This is a genomic window from Bradyrhizobium sp., from assembly GCF_035701725.1.
Taxonomy (GTDB): Bacteria; Pseudomonadota; Alphaproteobacteria; order Rhizobiales; family Xanthobacteraceae; genus Bradyrhizobium.
This window is the reverse complement of sequence record NZ_DASSRP010000031.1, coordinates 1-16,718: the sequence shown is the minus strand read 5'-3', so window position 1 is coordinate 16,718 and position 16,718 is coordinate 1. Positions and strand designations below refer to the sequence as shown.

General features: G+C 62.7%; 15 protein-coding genes and 1 pseudogene. 4 read left to right on the top strand and 12 right to left on the bottom strand.

Translation table 11 applies throughout. The annotated features are described in order from the left end of the window. Positions 1-2: 2 nt before the first annotated feature. Together ctaD and coxB are read right to left on the bottom strand one after the other, a co-directional pair. Positions 3-1,613 (bottom strand): cytochrome c oxidase subunit I, encoded by a 1,611-nt coding sequence (ctaD, locus tag VFL62_RS01715; RefSeq protein WP_325170652.1) that lies wholly within the window; start codon positions 1,611-1,613, stop codon positions 3-5. 149 nt (positions 1,614-1,762) lie between these two features. Then, positions 1,763-2,602, bottom strand: coding sequence for a cytochrome c oxidase subunit II (gene coxB, locus VFL62_RS01710; RefSeq protein WP_325170651.1), 840 nt, complete (start codon positions 2,600-2,602; stop codon positions 1,763-1,765). Positions 2,603-3,129: 527 nt separating this feature from the next. On the opposite strand from coxB, the gene VFL62_RS01705 reads away from it, so the two are divergent. The 3 genes from VFL62_RS01705 to lepB all read left to right on the top strand — a co-directional run bounded on the left by VFL62_RS01705 (position 3,130) and on the right by lepB (position 6,021). Continuing rightward, a complete protein-coding gene (locus VFL62_RS01705) occupies positions 3,130-3,615 on the top strand; it encodes an invasion associated locus B family protein (RefSeq protein ID WP_325170650.1) in 486 nt (161 codons plus the stop codon). A 217-nt stretch (positions 3,616-3,832) separates the two neighbouring features. Continuing rightward, positions 3,833-5,254 (top strand): metalloprotease TldD, encoded by a 1,422-nt coding sequence (gene tldD, locus VFL62_RS01700; RefSeq protein ID WP_325170649.1) that lies wholly within the window; start codon positions 3,833-3,835, stop codon positions 5,252-5,254. After that, positions 5,251-6,021, top strand: coding sequence for a signal peptidase I (lepB, locus tag VFL62_RS01695; RefSeq protein ID WP_325170648.1), 771 nt, complete (start codon positions 5,251-5,253; stop codon positions 6,019-6,021). Before tldD ends, lepB begins: the two co-directional genes overlap by 4 nt. Before the next feature lie 47 nt (positions 6,022-6,068). Here the strand turns inward: lepB and VFL62_RS01690 are convergent, their stop codons facing one another. The 6 genes from VFL62_RS01690 to VFL62_RS01665 form a co-directional block, all read right to left on the bottom strand. After that, positions 6,069-6,278 (bottom strand): GDCCVxC domain-containing (seleno)protein, encoded by a 210-nt coding sequence (locus tag VFL62_RS01690; protein WP_325170647.1) that lies wholly within the window; start codon positions 6,276-6,278, stop codon positions 6,069-6,071. 19 nt (positions 6,279-6,297) lie between these two features. Continuing rightward, positions 6,298-7,014 carry a cytochrome c biogenesis CcdA family protein gene (locus tag VFL62_RS01685; protein ID WP_325170646.1) on the bottom strand — a complete coding sequence of 239 codons (717 nt, stop codon included), beginning with the start codon at positions 7,012-7,014 and terminating at the stop codon, positions 6,298-6,300. A gap of 8 nt (positions 7,015-7,022) precedes the next feature. Beyond that, positions 7,023-7,427 carry a thioredoxin family protein gene (locus tag VFL62_RS01680; protein WP_325170645.1) on the bottom strand — a complete coding sequence of 135 codons (405 nt, stop codon included), beginning with the start codon at positions 7,425-7,427 and terminating at the stop codon, positions 7,023-7,025. An 87-nt stretch (positions 7,428-7,514) separates the two neighbouring features. Continuing rightward, positions 7,515-8,063 carry a PAN domain-containing protein gene (locus VFL62_RS01675; RefSeq protein WP_325170644.1) on the bottom strand — a complete coding sequence of 183 codons (549 nt, stop codon included), beginning with the start codon at positions 8,061-8,063 and terminating at the stop codon, positions 7,515-7,517. A 334-nt stretch (positions 8,064-8,397) separates the two neighbouring features. Next, positions 8,398-9,768, bottom strand: a complete 1,371-nt coding sequence (locus VFL62_RS01670; RefSeq protein WP_325170643.1) for a glutamate--cysteine ligase — start codon at positions 9,766-9,768, stop codon at positions 8,398-8,400. 96 nt (positions 9,769-9,864) lie between these two features. Then, the gene (locus VFL62_RS01665; protein ID WP_325170642.1) at positions 9,865-10,356 is read right to left on the bottom strand and encodes a MarR family winged helix-turn-helix transcriptional regulator; all 492 of its coding nucleotides are present in this window, start codon (positions 10,354-10,356) and stop codon (positions 9,865-9,867) included. A gap of 125 nt (positions 10,357-10,481) precedes the next feature. Here VFL62_RS01665 and gstA point away from each other — a divergent pair, with 125 nt between their 5' ends. Next, positions 10,482-11,093: a glutathione transferase GstA gene (gene gstA / locus VFL62_RS01660; protein ID WP_325170641.1), complete on the top strand. Its 612-nt coding sequence runs from the start codon at positions 10,482-10,484 to the stop codon at positions 11,091-11,093. 97 nt (positions 11,094-11,190) lie between these two features. Here gstA and VFL62_RS01655 read toward each other — a convergent pair whose 3' ends face one another. From VFL62_RS01655 to VFL62_RS01640, 4 genes and pseudogenes are all read right to left on the bottom strand, one after another. Further along, entirely contained in the window at positions 11,191-13,416 is a 2,226-nt protein-coding gene (locus VFL62_RS01655; protein WP_325170640.1) for a 3-hydroxyacyl-CoA dehydrogenase NAD-binding domain-containing protein, read from the bottom strand. 12 nt (positions 13,417-13,428) lie between these two features. After that, positions 13,429-14,637 carry an acetyl-CoA C-acetyltransferase gene (locus tag VFL62_RS01650; protein ID WP_325170639.1) on the bottom strand — a complete coding sequence of 403 codons (1,209 nt, stop codon included), beginning with the start codon at positions 14,635-14,637 and terminating at the stop codon, positions 13,429-13,431. A gap of 30 nt (positions 14,638-14,667) precedes the next feature. Beyond that, positions 14,668-16,458: an acyl-CoA dehydrogenase C-terminal domain-containing protein gene (locus VFL62_RS01645; RefSeq protein ID WP_325170638.1), complete on the bottom strand. Its 1,791-nt coding sequence runs from the start codon at positions 16,456-16,458 to the stop codon at positions 14,668-14,670. 119 nt (positions 16,459-16,577) lie between these two features. After that, positions 16,578-16,718 (bottom strand): annotated as a pseudogene (locus VFL62_RS01640) (nuclear transport factor 2 family protein); the annotation flags it as partial.

Genomic DNA, 16,718 nt, shown 5'->3' with positions numbered 1-16,718 from the left:
CATTACTGCACGCGCGGCAAGACTTCGAACTGGTGGAACGGCGGCGGCGATGACAGCGTCCATTCCAGCGTGGTCGCACCGGCGCCCCACGGATTGTCGGCGGCCTGCTGCTTGCGCATGAAGGCGTCGATGACACCGTACATGAAGATCAGCACGCCAAATCCGGAGATGTAGGAGCCGATCGACGACACCAGATTCCAGCCGGCAAAGGCGTCGGGATAGTCGACGTAGCGGCGCGGCATGCCGGACAGGCCGAGGAAGTGCTGCGGGAAGAACACCAGGTTGACGCCGATGAAGGTGAACCAGAAGTGCGCCTTGCCGATGGTCTCGTTGTACATGTAGCCCGACATCTTCGGGAACCAGTAGTACCAGCCGGCGAAAATCGCGAACACGGCGCCCAGCGACAGCACGTAGTGGAAGTGCGCCACCACGTAGTAGGTGTCCTGCAGGACGCGGTCGACGCCCGCATTCGCCAGTACGACACCGGTGACGCCGCCGACGGTGAACAGGAAGATGAAGCCGATCGCCCACAGCATCGGGGTGCGGAATTCGATCGAGCCGCCCCACATCGTGGCGATCCAGGAGAAGATCTTCACGCCGGTCGGCACCGCGATCACCATGGTGGCAGCGACGAAGTAGGCCTGCGTCGCCGACGACATGCCGACCGTGTACATGTGGTGCGCCCACACCACGAAACCGATGCCGCCGATCGCGACCATGGCGTAGGCCATGCCGAGATAACCGAACACCGGCTTGCGCGAGAAGGTCGAGACGATCTGGCTGATCATGCCGAAGCCCGGCAGGATCAGGATGTAGACTTCGGGATGTCCGAAGAACCAGAACAGGTGCTGGAACAGCACCGGATCGCCGCCGCCTTCAGCAGAGAAGAAGGTGGTGCCGAAGTTGCGGTCGGTCAGCAGCATGGTGATGGCGCCGGCGAGCACCGGCAGCGACAGCAGCAGCAGGAACACCGTCACCAGGATCGACCAGACGAACAGCGGCATCTTGTGCAGGGTCATGCCGGGCGCGCGCATGTTGAAGATCGTGGTGATGAAGTTGATGGCGCCGAGGATCGACGAGGCACCGGCCAGATGCAGCGACAGAATCGCGAAATCGACCGCGGGTCCCGGATGGCCGGTCGTCGACAGCGGTGCGTAAATGGTCCAGCCCGCGCCGACGCCATTCGCGCCCGGCTCGCCCTCGACGAAGCTCGAGAGCAACAGCAGCGCAAAGGAAGCCGGCAACAGCCAGAACGAAATGTTGTTCATGCGCGGGAACGCCATGTCCGGCGCGCCGATCATCAACGGCACGAACCAGTTGCCGAAGCCGCCGATCATCGCCGGCATCACCATGAAGAAGATCATGATCAGGCCGTGCGAGGTGACGAAGACGTTGTAGGTGTGGGTTTCGTGGAACAGCTGCACGCCCGGATACATCAGCTCGATCCGGATCGCGATCGACATCGCCGCGCCGATGATGCCGGCGAAGATCGCAAACACCAGGTACATCGTGCCGATGTCCTTGTGGTTGGTCGAGAACAACCAGCGCCGCCATCCGGTGGGATGGCCGTGGTCGTCATGGGCGTGGTCGTGTGTCGCTGCGGTGGTTGCCATTTTCAAACCCTGCTTTGCAATCCTCAGGTCTTTAAGACCCCTTGCGGTCCCATCGTCCTTGCCGACTTGACCCGTCCTGCGACGCGCCTTGGGCCCGGCGATCAATTCCTGACCGTCCCCTCAAAGCCGAAGGGGCCGGTCCATCGAGCTCACTGTGCCGCCGTCCCGATCGAGGCGAACGAATTCGCGGGATTGGCCGCGAATTTCTTCTTGGCGTCCTCGACCCAGGCGGCGAATTCCTTGTCGGTGACGACCCTGACCGCGATCGGCATGAACGCATGGTCCTTGCCGCACAGTTCCGAGCACTGGCCGTAGAACATGCCGGTCTTGGTCGCCTTGAACCAGGTCTCGTTGAGACGGCCGGGAATCGCGTCGATCTTGATGCCGAAAGCCGGCACCGCGAAGGAATGGATCACGTCCGCGCCAACCGTCTGGACCCGGATCACCTTGTTCACCGGCACCACCATCTCGTTGTCGACGCCGAGCAGCCGCGGCTGCTTGTCCTGGGCCATCAGCGAATCGAATTCGAACTTGCCGTTATCCGGATAGGCATAGGACCAGTACCACTGTTTGCCGGTCGCCTTGATGGTCAGATCGGCCTTGGGAACGTCGAGCTCGAGAAACAGCAGACGGAACGAGGGAACCGCAATGCCGACCAGGATCAGCACCGGGATCAGCGTCCAGGCCACCTCGATCAAGGTGTTATGGGTGGTCCGGGACGGAACCGGGTTGGCCCTGGCGTTGAACTTGACCACCACGACGACCAGCAGGGCCAGCACGAACAGCGTGATAAGGGTGATCAGGACCAAGAGGAAGTTATGAAACCAGGTGATATTCTCCATCACTGGGGTCGCGGCTTCCTGCAGCTTGTATTCCCAAGGCGCCGGCTGGCCCAGTTCGGCAAACGCCGATCCGCAGGCTCCCATGGCGGTGCCGGCCACCGCCCAACCCAGCAACCGACGGCCGATCTGGCCCTTCGACATCTTCATGCCGCTCGCGCTCCCTTCGATAATATCCCCTGGCGCAGTCCGCTGAAGGCGAATAGCGCAACGATTCCGATCCCTGCCAAATGGCTTGCGATGCGCCTTCAAAGCACAAGGGCCAGCTTGCTGGAATGCGTCAAAATCCAGCCTCTCAAACCATAATTCTACGGGCATCGCAATGCAGTAGTACGTCGTCGAGGGGTGCATGTGCGGCTATTGTGGGGATGCCGCGTTTCCCCCGGGAAATCAGCCCAACTCCCTGTTTGGCGCCCGATCCCGGCTTGACAGGCGGTATACCGGATGTAGGCACGGGGGCGAGGGTTCTTGGGCGGGCTGATTCGTCGGCGGATTCGGTTCGCGCCGCGCAGGACCAGCCTTCATGGCGCCGTCATTTGCCGTATCAGTCGGGCACGTCCGATTTTGCCGAAGAAATCAAGGGATCGACCCTCATGGGCCTTCCGAAACACCCACTGACCAGCTCCGCTCCTTTGGCGCCGGCCCGCCACGAGCCCCGCACACGATGGGTCGCTGGAATGGCAGCGGTTCTCGGCGTTTTCTGCTGGTTCGGCCTCTCCGCGCCGGCAAATGCGCAAGGTGCGGTGCGTTCGGTCCACGGCGACTGGCAGATCCGCTGCGATACCCCACCGGGCGCCCAAAGCGAGCAATGCGCGCTGATCCAGAGTGTGGTAGCCGAGGACCGCTCCAATGCGGGGCTGACGGTCATCGTGCTCAAGACAGCCGACCAGAAAAGCAAGCTGATGCGGGTGGTCGCACCGCTCGGCGTGCTGCTGCCCTCCGGCCTTGGCCTGAAGCTCGACAATGTCGACGTCGGACGCGCCGGCTTCGTGCGCTGCCTGCCGAACGGCTGTGTGGCCGAAGTCGTGATGGACGACAAGCTGTTAGGCCAATTGCGCAGCGCCAAGACCGCGACGTTCATCATCTTTGAGACGCCCGAGGAGGGCATCGGCTTTCCGCTGAGCCTGAACGGGCTTGGCGAGGGTTACGACAAATTACCGTGAGGCAATGTGCCTCGCTTTATGACACGCCCGGCCCCTCCCTTTCGCAGATCGTCGCGCCTATTTTGGAAAAGTGGCGAGAACATCATGCGGATTTGGAAACCGGCCCTGATTACGTTGATGTAACGCGACCGCCTTGCCGGAATTGTCTAGTTTGAACGAGCCTGCGGGCCGGACCATGCCGACGACGGCCAGCGAAAGACAGAAATCTGGAGTACGCATGACGCCCCCCACCTCGCTCATTGACCGCGCCCAACTCGATCGTGATTCGGTCCGCCTGCAGATCGGCCGCGGACTTGAGGGCGCCGACGATGGCGAGTTGTTCCTCGAATATAGCCAGACCGAAGCGCTGACGTTCGATAACGGCCGCCTGAAGCAGGCGACCTATGACACCAGCCAGGGATTTGGCCTGCGCGCCGTGAAGGACGACGCGGTCGGCTACGCACATTCCTCCGACGTATCGCTGCCCGCTCTGATACGCGCTGCGGACGCGGTTGCGGCTGTACGCGGCGGCTATAGCGGCACGTTTGCCGCCCCGCCGGCGCATACCAATGTGCGGCTTTATGGCGACGAAAATCCGCTGGACGCGCCCGGCTTCGAGGCCAAGGTCAAGCTGCTCGCCGAAATCGACGCCTATGTGCGTGAGAAGGAGCCGCGGGTGCGCCAGGTAACCGTCAGCCTGGGCGCGACCTGGCAGGTGGTCGAGATCCTGCGCCCCGATGGCGAGAGCTACCGCGACATCCGCCCGCTGGTGCGGGTCAATATTTCAGTGGTGGCCGGCCAGGGCGCCCGCCAGGAGAGCGGCTCTCGAGGCTATGGTGGCCGCGAGGGTTATGCGCGCTTTATCGAGACCAAGTCCTGGCGCGAGGCCGCCGACGGCGCGATCCGCGAAGCCCTGGTCAATCTGGAATCGGTGCCGGCCCCCGCCGGCGAAATGGATGTCGTGCTCGGGGCCGGCTGGCCCGGTGTGATGCTGCACGAAGCGGTTGGCCACGGACTTGAGGGCGACTTCAACCGCAAGAAGACTTCGGCCTTTGCCGGGCTGATGGGCCGGCAGGTCGCGGCGAAGGGCGTCACCGTGGTCGATGACGGCACCATGGCTTCAAGGCGAGGTTCGCTCTCGATCGATGACGAAGGCACACCGACCAACCGCACGGTCTTGATCGAAGACGGCATCCTCGTCGGCTACATGCAGGACCGGCAGAACGCCCGGCTGATGAACATGAAGCCGACCGGTAACGGTCGCCGTCAGGGCTATGCCCACGTGCCGATGCCGCGCATGACCAACACTTACATGCTGTCGGGTAGCCATGATCCGGCCGAAATTCTGGCCTCGGTCAAGAACGGCGTCTATGCCGCCAATTTCGGCGGCGGCCAGGTCGACATCACCTCCGGCAAATATGTGTTCCAGTGTACCGAAGCTTACCGGATCGAAAACGGCAAGGTGGGCGCACCGCTCAAGGGCGCGATGCTGATCGGCAACGGACCGACTGACCTGCATCGCATCACCATGATCGGCAACGACCTCGCACTCGACACTGGTATCGGAACCTGCGGCAAGAACGGCCAGGGTGTTCCGGTTGGCGTCGGCCAGCCGACGCTGCGGATGGAAAGGATTACGGTTGGAGGCACCGGCGCATGACCATGGAACGGCAAACGATCGCCACGCGCGCACGCGGCTGGGGTGCTCAACTTCTTCAATTCATGGCAGCGCTGGGACTGGTGTTTCTGGCCAAGGGCGCTATCGCCGAGCCGTTCTATGTGCCGTCGGGCTCGATGGAGCCGACCCTTCTGATCGGCGACGCACTGCTCGCATCGAAATTCCCTTACGGCTACGGCACCGCCTCGCTGCCGATCCAGATCAACCTGCCCGAGACCGGGCGCATCTTCGGCAATGCGCCCAAGCGCGGCGATGTCGTGGTGTTCCGCTGGCCCGGCGACCGCTCGCAGGCCTGGGTCAAGCGCGTCGTCGGCCTTCCCGGCGACCGTATTCAGATGCGGCAGGGTCAGCTCTTCATCAACGACCGCGCGGCATCGTTGAAGGCGGACGGCATCGGCGAGGTGGAAGACGAACGCGGTGGCTTCGAGCCGGCGCGGCGCTACATCGAGACGCTGCCGGGCGGCGTCAGTCACGCCATTTTCAAGATTCGCGACAACGGACGGCTCGACAACACCGCGGAAGTGACGGTGCCCGAAGGCTATCTGTTCGTCATGGGCGACAACCGCGACAACTCCGCCGATAGCCGTGTGCCGCTGCGCGACGGCGGGGTCGGCATGCTGCCGATCGACGATCTGGTCGGACGCGCCGATGCCGTGATCGGCTCCTGGGACCTCGGCATCCGCGAGCAGCCGGTCTGGACTTGGCTATCGGGCTTCCGACTGGCGCGGTTCTTCACCTCGGTCCGGTAGCGCGTTCCGAAGGTTCCGTTCCGTCGTAGCAGCCACTGTCACGCACTTCATCCGCAGCACGGCCCTTTGCCGTGCTGCTGAACCGGCGGACAAGGCTCCGATCCGTACGAGCAGAACACGCAGCAGTCCCCTGCTTTGGGCTTCAGCTTCTCGCCGCAACCCTTGCAGATATAGAAGAACTGACAGGCATCGAGCGGCATCTGTTCGCGTGCGCTAAAGCCGCATGTCGGGCAGGTCAGGACGGATTCCATCTGCATGGCGCGAATCCTCCCCAAGTTAAAATGAAGTCGTCAGGTCGGTGAGCCATTGCGGCGAGGCTTCGACGAGCGCGGCCTCGATCCGCTTGTCAACGCCAACGATGATCGCAACGCCTGTGACGAGAAAGGCCGCGCCCAGCAGACCCTTGCCGAGTTTTCCCGCCGACATCAGCCTGCCGCGGATACGCATCAAGCTTGCGCGCGACAACAGGCCGAGCAGGATCAACGGCAGTCCGGCGCCGACGCCGAACATCACCATCGTCAGCGCCACTTTCGCGAGATCGTGACCTTGCGAGGCAAGGAGCGAGGCGGCTCCCAATGTCGGGCCGACGCAGGGCGACCAGACTGCGCCGAGCAAGAGACCTATTCCGAACTGACCGGCAAGACCGGAAGCGGCCAGGCCGCCAAACTGCCGGTCGGCCCAGGCTGAAACCGGGCCACCGGCGCCTGCGAGGCGCGCCTGCCACGACGGCGTCAGCAGAATCAAGCCGAGCACCACCATGATCGCCGCAGCCGCGAAGCGAAGCTGGCCTGCATCGATGCCGAAGCCAAATCCCACCACTGCGAGCAGGAGGCCAAAGCCGGTAAACGAAAACGCCAGCCCCGCAGCCAACGCGACCGCGCCCAGAGCGTGCGCGGTGACGGCGGCGCCGAGCACGATCGGGACCAGCGGCAATACGCAAGGCGACAGGATCGAGAGCGTCCCGGCGGCAAATGCCAGTACGAGCGCGGTCACGTCAGGAATCAAAGGCTCTTGTTGAGCAAAGCTTCGATTGAGGCTTCCTTGGTGTCGCCGACCGAGCGGCCCTGTTCGGCGCCTCCCTTGAAGACGATCAGCGTCGACTGCATCTGCGCGCCGAACTCTTTGACCACCGGCTTCTGGGCATCGAAATCGACCCGGAAGATTTTCAGATCCTTGAATTTCGCGGCGGAGGTCAGCTTGTCGAGAATGGGATTCTGCGCCTTGCAGGTCGGACACCAGTCGGCATGGATTTCAACCAGGATCGGGCTGCCGGAAACCTGTGCCGCCCTGAACGCCTCAGCCGAGAAGGGAACCGCGGTGTTGGCCCAGGCGGCCGCCAGCGGCGCTGCAACGGCGAGCGCGCCTGCGATCAGGGCTCCATTCAAAATCCTGCGCGTGATCATCATCGGAATGCTCCGTGCTCGGGTTTCGGCCCACGCCACCGCCATCGGTGGCGGACCGCTGGCGTCATTACGCCGCCAATGCGGGCGATGTTACCTGATCACGCCGGATGTGAAGCCCGGCTTGCGCCGCGGCGGCTTGATTTCCTTCTTGAGAAAACAGTGGGGTTCCCGCCCTACATATCCCGCCCGCGCATAGGTCCAGGCGCGGCATTTATTGTCGGCACCGCAAGCCGCCTTGCAGGCCTCCTCGCGCTCGCCGCGCTTGAGCTCGAAGCTGCGGTAATCGCCCCCGGCGCGATCGATCGAAATTTCCTCGGTACCGTTGCGTGGCTCGACCACGCCGGCGCCCCGCACGCCCGAGACGCAACAGTCATCGGCGACGCGTGCCGGCACGCTGTTCTTCAGCCAGCACACCGCCAGATGCGAAATGTCGTTCGGATAGTTGAAACTCCAGGCGCGGCAGCGGCGGTCGCGTTCGCAGACCAGCGCACAATCGGCCGGATCGCCCGAGGGCACCGGCGCGCTCTGGTAGTCGCCGCCCGGACGATCGAAATTGGCTTGCGCCAGCGCCGGTTGGGTGGTGACGGCGAAGAGGACGAGCGTTCCCAAACACGCCACTAGCAGGCGGCCTCCGCACATTCGCGATGCTTTCAACCGTTTGGAGTTACGCGCAAATTGCGGCTCTCGGCCGCGGGCCGCCATTTGATCGCCATCAACCTGTACGGCTGATGAACGGCAGAATTCGGCTTCTAGGTCTAAAGCATGATGCGCCTCCGATAAGGGACACAGGCGCAGTGCGTCGCATTTCGGAAAGATTACGCTCAATCAAGCAACTAACGCGCGATCACACGTGGATCCCGCCTCGCGCGTCGCGATGTCGAGGGGATACCGCAAATTATTGATCTCGTGTGGCTTTGGTTCACAATCGCGCGTGATAACGCGCGGCAGAATGGTGCGAGCTTCAGCCGCCGCGCTAGAAAGCGTATTCGCTGTAGGCCGGTTCCACCGAGCCCCGCCAACCGTCGTTGAACTTGGCCAGCATTTCTTCAGCCGGCGTCTGACCGGCGTCGATGATCCGGTCGAGCGGCTCAAGATAACGTGTCTCGTCGCGGCCGAGGTGGTCGGCGCGGCCGCGCCGGCGCAATCCCGAATGCGCCAGCACCAGACATTCCTTGGCGACTTCGAAGATGTAGCGATCCTTGATCCTCGCCTTGAAGCCGAGGCGCGGAACGTCATCGCGCAACGACTGCCGTTCGTGAGCATTCCAGCCTTTGACGATGTCCCAGGCGGCATTCAGGCTGGTGTCATCATAGAGCAGCCCGACCCAGAAGGCCGGCAGCGCCGGCAAACGGCCCCATGGCACGCCATCGGCGCCGCGCATCTCCAGATAACGCTTCAGCCGCACTTCGGGGAAGATCGTCGAAAGATGGTTGGCCCAATCCGACAGCATCGGCCGCTCGCCGGGAAGCGCCGGGTTTTTCCCGGCGAAGAAATCGCGGAACGAGGAACCCGATACGTCGACATAGGTGTCGCCGCGTTTGACGAAATACATCGGCACATCGAGCGCATAGTCGACCCAGCGCTCGAATCCCATGCCGTCCTCGAACGCCCATGGAATCATGCCGGCCCGCGCATTATCGGTGTCGCGCCAGATTTCCGAGCGGAATGACAGAAAGCCGTTCGGCTTGCCTTCGGTGAAGGGCGAGTTGGCGAACAAAGCGGTCGCCACCGGCTGCAGCGCCACGGACACACGGAGCTTCTTGACCATGTCGGCTTCGGAGGAGAAATCGAGGTTGGTCTGCACCGTGCAGGTCCGGTACATCATGTCGAGGCCGTAGCGGCCGACCTTCGGCATGTCATTGGTCATGATCTTGTAGCGGCCCTTGGGCATCATCGGAATCTGCGCCCGCGACCAGGACGGCGTCATACCGAGGCCGAGAAAGCCGATCCCCAACGGGGCGGCGATCTCGCGCACCTGGGCCAGATGCGCCATCAGTTCGCTCTGGGTCTGGTGCACGGTGTCCACCGGCGCGCCCGACAATTCGAACTGGCCGCCCGGCTCGAGCGAAATCGCCCCGCCTCCGGTCACGTCATAAAGGCCGATGATGTTGCCGCGCTCCATGATCGGCTCCCAGCCGAGCAGGAGCTGCATCCCCTCAAGCAGCGCGCCGATGCCGCGCGCGCCTTCGTAAGGCACCGGCTGGTGCCCGCTCAGCGTAAACGGCGTCTTTTCGTGCTCGGTGCCGATCCGAAACTCGGAAGCCGGTTTGACGCCCGCCTCAAGCCAGGCGACGAGCTCGTCGCGCGACTGCAGAGGTGTCATATCGATCTGGTCACGCGCCATGCGAATTCCTGACGTGAGGCGCAGCGGCCGAACGCGCGCGGAGCCAAAGGCTTCCACGAACCGCAGGGTTCGCGGGACTGAGAGTAATCAATGATATCATCGGGCAGGCGCGCCGTCTTTTGCGGCAAGCGAGGGAGTTTCCCCGCCGGCACAGCAGCCGAGCCGATCGAGCAGGCCGCACAGCTTGATAGCGTCGGCGTCCGACAACTTCGAGCCGACGTGCTTTTCGATTCCCGCCGAATAGGCGCTCCACATCTTCTTCTGCAGTTCGCGTCCGGCGTCGGTGATTTCGACGAACTGACCCCGCTTGTCGATCTTGCACTCGCGGCGGACCGCAAGCCCCTCATCGACCAGCCGGTCGATCAGCCGCGACGTCGAATATTGCGGGAGCAGCATCTGCTTTTCCAATTCCACCGGCCGAAGCTCGCCGGCAGGCGCGCGCGACAGTTCGAGCAGCGCGTCGTACCAGGCCAGCGGCGGAAAGCCCGCCTTTTTCAAATCCTGTTCGACGCAATTGAGCACCCGGCTCTGGACGCGCATCAGGCGAATCCAGGCGGCGGTTGCTTCCGTCGATGGTTTGCGTTTCATCGTCAGGTCCAAACTGTCGGCGGCTACCCTAGCCCATTTAATGCAGATGCATCAATATTGACTACTTCATGCGGATGCATGTAGCCATGCGTTGCCCATTTGTCATGATCCCAGGGAGAAAACCAATGAAACTCTACTATGCGCCCGGAGCCTGCTCGCTCTCCCCCCATATCGCACTTCTGGAGGCCGGCCTCCCCTACGATCTGGTCAAGGTCGATCTGCGGGCCAAGAAGCTCGAAAACGGTGACGATTTCTTGAAGATCAATCCCAAAGGCCAGGTGCCGGCGCTGGTACTCGATAATGGCGAGCTCGTCACCGAAGGTCCGGTGATCGTGCAAAGGATCGCCGACCAGGTCCCGGCCAAGAACCTGGCGCCCGGCCGCGACAGCGCCGAACGTTACAAGCTGCTGGAATGGCTGACCTACATCAACAGCGAGTTGCACAAGAACATCGGCCCGCTGTTCAACCCGGCGCTTTCCGATGAAGCCAAAGGCGTTTTCAAGGATCGCGCGATGGGCAAGTTCAAATATGTCGATGGGCAGCTCGCCGGCAGCGACTATCTGATGGGCAAGCAGTTCACCGTGGCCGACGGCTATCTGTTCGTGATGGTGCGCTGGGCCGAAAGCATGAAGTTCGATCTGTCGGGCCTGAACAATCTGCTCGCCTATCGCGACCGCGTCGCAGCGCGACCGAAGGTGAACGAAGCCCTGGTCAAGGAAGGCCTGAAGGCGGCTTGATCGTGAACGTCATTCCGGGAGGGTGCGCTAGCACCAGACCCGGAATCACGAGATTCCGGGTTCGATGCTCCGCATCGCCCCGGAATGACGCGTTGGGTCACTCCGCGGCCTGCGCGGCAATCTTTTTCGGCGGGAAGCGGCCATAGAAGGTCTCGCCCCTCTCGGCCATCTCGATCAGGAGCTTCGGCGGCGTGAAGCGCGAGCCGTATTTCGTCTCGAGCTTGTGGCAGAGGTCGACGAACTTCCTGGTTCCCATGAAGTCGATATAGGACAGCGTACCGCCGGTGAACGGCGCAAAGCCGAAACCGAGGATCGAGCCGATATCCGCCTCGCGCATGTCGGTGATGACGTGGTCTTCCACCGTGCGGGCGGCTTCCACCGCTTGCACCACGAGGAAGCGCTGCTTCAACTCCTCGACGTCGAGCGTGTCTGGATCGAGGTGTTTCGGCTGCAGGCCACCGAGCGAAGGCCACAGGCTCTTCTGACCCTTGCCCTTCTCCGGATAGTCGTAGAAGCCCTTGCCGTTCTTGCGGCCGAAGCGGCCTTGTTTCTCGACCATCTCGACCAAGAGCTTCTTCTGCGCCTGATCGATCGCATTGGGACCAAGATCGGCTTCGGTCGCCTTCATGATCTTGAGCACCAGATCGAGCGCAACTTCATCCGACAGCGAAAGCGGACCGACCGGCATGCCCGCCATCTTGGCGGTGTTCTCGATCATTGCCGGCGGCACGCCTTCCATCAGCATTTCGAGCCCTTCGGCCGTAAACCGCAGCACGCAGCGGTTGGCGAAGAAGCCTCTGCTATCGTTGACCACGATCGGTGTCTTGCCGATCTGGCGCGTGTAATCGAGCGCGGTCGCAAGTGCGACATCGCCGGTGTTCTTGCCGAGGATGATCTCCACCAGCATCATCTTCTCGACCGGCGAGAAGAAATGGATGCCGATGAACTTGCCCTGGTCCTTGAACTCTTCGGCCAGCGAATTGATCGGCAGGGTCGAGGTGTTCGAAGCAAAGATCGCATCCGAGCGAAGCAGCGGCTGAGCCTTCGCATAGGTCTCGGCCTTCACCTTGCGGTCCTCGAACACGGCCTCGATGACCAGGTCGCAGTCCGAGATCGCATTGTAGTCGGCGGTCGCCGTGATGCGCGACAGGATCGCGTCACGATCGGCTTCCTTGGCGCGGCCTTTCTTGATCAGGTCGTCGATGACCGATTGCGCGTGCGCCTTGCCCTTGTCGGCGCTGGCCTGATCGCGATCGATCAGGACGACGTTGATGCCGGCGCGGGCCGAGACGTAGCCGACGCTGGCACCCATGAAGCCGGCGCCGATCACGGCGAGCTTCTTCACTTTGGTTGGCGGCACGCCTTGCGGACGCCGCGCACCCTTGTTCAATTCCTGCATCGACAGGAACAGCGAGCGGATCATCGCAGCCGCTTCGTTCGAGCGCAGGATCTGCGTGAAGTAGCGCGACTCGACCCGCAGCGCCGCATCGATCGGCAGTTGCAGGCCCTCATAGACGCATTTCATCACGGCGCGCGCGGCCGGGTAGTTGTCGAAGGTCTCGCGGCGGTAGATCGCATTGCCCGCCGGGAACATCATCATGCCGGCTTTCGAAAAGACCGGGCCGCCGGGTAACTTGAAGCCCTTCTCATCCCAGGGCGCGACTGCCTTGCCGCCGCCCTTGATCCAGTCTTTGGCCGCCTTGACCAGATCGGCCGCCGGCACGACGGCGTGAATGAGGTTGAGCGCCTTGGCCTTGTCGAGCGTGACCGCCTCACCCTTGAGCAGCAACTGCATCGCATCCTGCGGCGAGACGATGCGCGGCACCCGCTGGGTGCCACCCGCGCCGGGGAATAGTCCGACCTTGATCTCCGGCAATCCAAGGCGCGTCTTGGGATTCTGCGCCGCGACGCGGTAGTGGCAGGCGAGCGTCAGTTCGAACGCGCCGCCGAGCGCCAGGCCGTTGATTGCGGCAGCCCATGGCTTGCCTGAAGTCTCGATCGCGCGGAAGATCAGCGACATCCGCCGGCTTTCCTCGAACAGCATCTGGTTGGCCGCGACTTCGCCCTTGTCCTTCAGCAGCGCGGTGTAACGGCCATGCATGCCCTCCAGCATCGACAGATCAGCGCCCGCCGAAAATGCTTCCTTGCCTGACGTGACGACGACGCCCTTCACCGCCGCATCGGCAGAGGTCTGCTTCACGATTTCTTCGAGTTCGGCGATCGTCGTTTCGTCGAGCACGTTCATCGAACGGCCGGGAATATCCCACGTCACCAGCACGATGCCGTCGGCGTCGGTTTCTACCTTGAAATTCTTGAAAGCCATTGGCCGCTCCCCTTACACGCGCTCGATGATGGTCGCGGTGCCCATGCCGCCGCCGATGCACAGAGTGACCAGCGCGGTCGATTTGTTGCTGCGCTCGAGTTCGTCGAGCACGGTGCCGAGAATCATGGCGCCGGTCGCGCCAAGCGGATGGCCGAGCGCGATCGCGCCGCCATTGACGTTGATCTTCGCGTTATCGATGTCGAAGGCCTGCATATAGCGCAACACCACCGAGGCAAAGGCCTCGTTGAGTTCGAACAGATCGATATCGGACTTCTTCATGCCGGAACGTTCGAACAGTTTTTCGGTGACATCGACCGGGCCGGTCAGCATCATCGCGGGCTCCGAGCCGATATTGGCGAAGGCGCGGATTTTGGCGCGCGCTTTCAGCCCGTACTTGCTGCCGGCCTCTTTGCTGCCGAGCAGTACCGCGCCGGCGCCGTCGACTATGCCGGACGAGTTGCCGGCGTGATGCACGTAATTGACGCGCTCGATCTCCGGATGCGACTGGATCGCGACGCCGTCGAAGCCGCCCATCGCCGCGACGTCGGCGAACGACGGCTTGAGCTGACCGAGCGACTGCATGGTGGTGGTCGGACGCATATGTTCATCCTTGGCCAGGATCGTCAGGCCATTGACGTCCTTCACCGGGACCACCGATTTATTGAAGCGGCCCTCGTCCCACGCCTTTCCGGCACGCTGCTGGCTCTGCACGGCATAGGCATCGACATCATCGCGGGAGAAGCCGTATTTGGTCGCGATCAGATCGGCCGAGATACCCTGCGGCATGAAATAGGCCGGCACCGCAATCGAAGGATCCATCGGCCAGGCGCCGCCGGACGCACCGATGCCGACACGGCTCATGGATTCCGCGCCGCCGCCGATCGTCAGTTCATTCTGGCCGCTCATGATCTGGGCCGCGGCAAAATTCACCGCATCGAGCCCGGAGGCGCAGAAGCGGCTGATCTGCATGCCCGGCACGGATTCGCCAAGCCCGGCTTGCAGCGCCGCAAAGCGCGCGATGTCGGAGCCGGCCTCGCCGACCGGATCGACCACACCGAGGATCACGTCGTCGACGACGTCTTCCGGCAGGTTGTTGCGCTCCTTGAGCGCTTTCAGCGGCACGGTGGCGAGCGCCAGCGCCGTGACTTCGTGCAGCGCGCCATCGGCCTTGCCGCGGCCGCGCGGCGTGCGAACGTGATCGTAAATATATGCCTCAGGCATGATGCCCTCCCGGGTTGAGGATATTTTGAATCAGAAAGCGTCAGCCGCCAATTCCATGATGGTCGTGCTGCCACTCTGGATGCGCGCCAGGTGCGTGGCGGTTGCCGGCAGCACGCGCTCCATGAAGAAGCGGCCGGTCACAAGTTTGGTCGACAGATAGGCCGTGGCGCCACTGCTCGCAATCTTGCCGTTGGCGACCTTGGCCATCTTGGCCCACATATAGCCCAGCGTCACCAGGCCAAACAGATGCATGTAATCGGTCGCCGCGGCACCGGCGTTGTCGGGCTTGGCCATCGCGTTCTGCATCAGCCAGGTGGTAGCTTGCTGAAGATGACCGAGCGCGGTCGAGAGTGGCGCGATGAACGGCTTCATCGCTTCGTCGGCCGCATGTTCCTTGGCGAAGGCACCGAGCTCGCCGAAGAAAGCCATCACGGCGCGACCGCCGTCGCGCGGCAATTTGCGTCCGACAAGATCGAGCGCCTGAATGCCATTCGCGCCTTCGTAGATCATGGCGATGCGGGCGTCGCGCACGAACTGCTCCATGCCCTGCTCGGCAATATAGCCGTGGCCGCCATACATTTGCTGGGCCTGAACGGCATTGGCAAAGCCGGTTTCAGTCAGGAAACCCTTCAGCACCGGCGTCATTAATCCGAGATGATCGTCGGCGTCCTGGCGATCCTTCGGATCGCTGGAGCGATGCGCAAGATCGCTCTTGAGCGAGGTCCACACCACCATGGCGCGTGCCGCCTCGTTGAACGCGCGGATCGTCAGCAGCGTGCGGCGCACGTCCGGATGCACGATGATCGGATCTGCCGGCTTGTCCGGCGACTTGGCGCCGGTGAGCGCACGCCCCTGCAGGCGATCGCGGGCATAGGCGACCGCGTTCTGATACGCGACTTCCGATTGCGCCAGGCCCTGCACGGCGACGCCGAGCCGCGCTTCGTTCATCATCACGAACATGCCTTGCATGCCCTTGTTTTCTTCGCCGATCAGCCAGCCGGTGGCGCTGTCGTAGTTCATCACGCAGGTCGAATTGCCGTGGATGCCCATCTTGTGCTCGATCGAGCCGCAGGTGACGCCGTTGCGTGCGCCAAGCGAACCGTCGGCATTGACAAGGAATTTCGGCACCACAAACAGCGAGATGCCCTTGATGCCGGCGGGCGCGCCCTCGATTCGTGCGAGCACCAGATGGATGATGTTCTCGGCGAGATCGTGTTCGCCGGCGGAAATGAAAATCTTGGTGCCCGTGATCTTGTAGCTACCGTCGGCCTGCTTGACCGCCTTGGTGCGCAGCAAACCCAAATCCGTGCCGCATTGCGGCTCGGTGAGATTCATCGTACCGGTCCATTCACCGGCCACCATCTTCGGCACATACATCGCCTTCTGCTCGGCGCTGCCATGGACGAGAAGCGCCGCGGTGGCGCCGATCGTCAGGCCGCCATACATCGAGAACGCCATGTTCGCCGAGCACTGGAATTCCGTGACAGTCTGACTGAGCGTAATCGGCAATCCCTGACCGCCATATTCTGTCGGCGCCGAAAGCCCCAGCCAGCCGCCTTCCACCACCTGCTTGAACGCCTCCTTGAATCCCTTCGGCGTCGTCACGCTGCCATCGTCGTGACGGGTGCAACCTTCGAGATCGCCGACGCGATTGAGCGGCTGCAGGACTTCCTCGCTGAGTTTTGCGGCCTCGCTCAGAATTGCTTCGCGCACATCGGCCGAGGCGTCGCTAAATCCCGGAAGGTTGTCGTAGCGATCGATTTGAAAGACATCGTTGAGCAGAAAGTTGACGTCTTCAACTGGCGCTTTGTAGATCGGCATGGCGTTCTCCCGGGCGATGTCGTGGCGGCATTTTCAGGAATAGCTTGGCGCGAAGCTTATCCACTTCCTTGAGTCGAAGGCAGCTTTGATTGCAATCGGACGGCGGCCTTACGCCGCGTTCACTGTTGCGCTAGTTGCTCCCCCATCAGGCGGTGCAGCAGGTTGATGGCTTTCAGCGGGCGGACCATTACCTTGAAGTGGGTGATGCGCGCGTCCGCGTCGAAAGTGATGATGTCGACACCATTGATAGTGATCCCGTC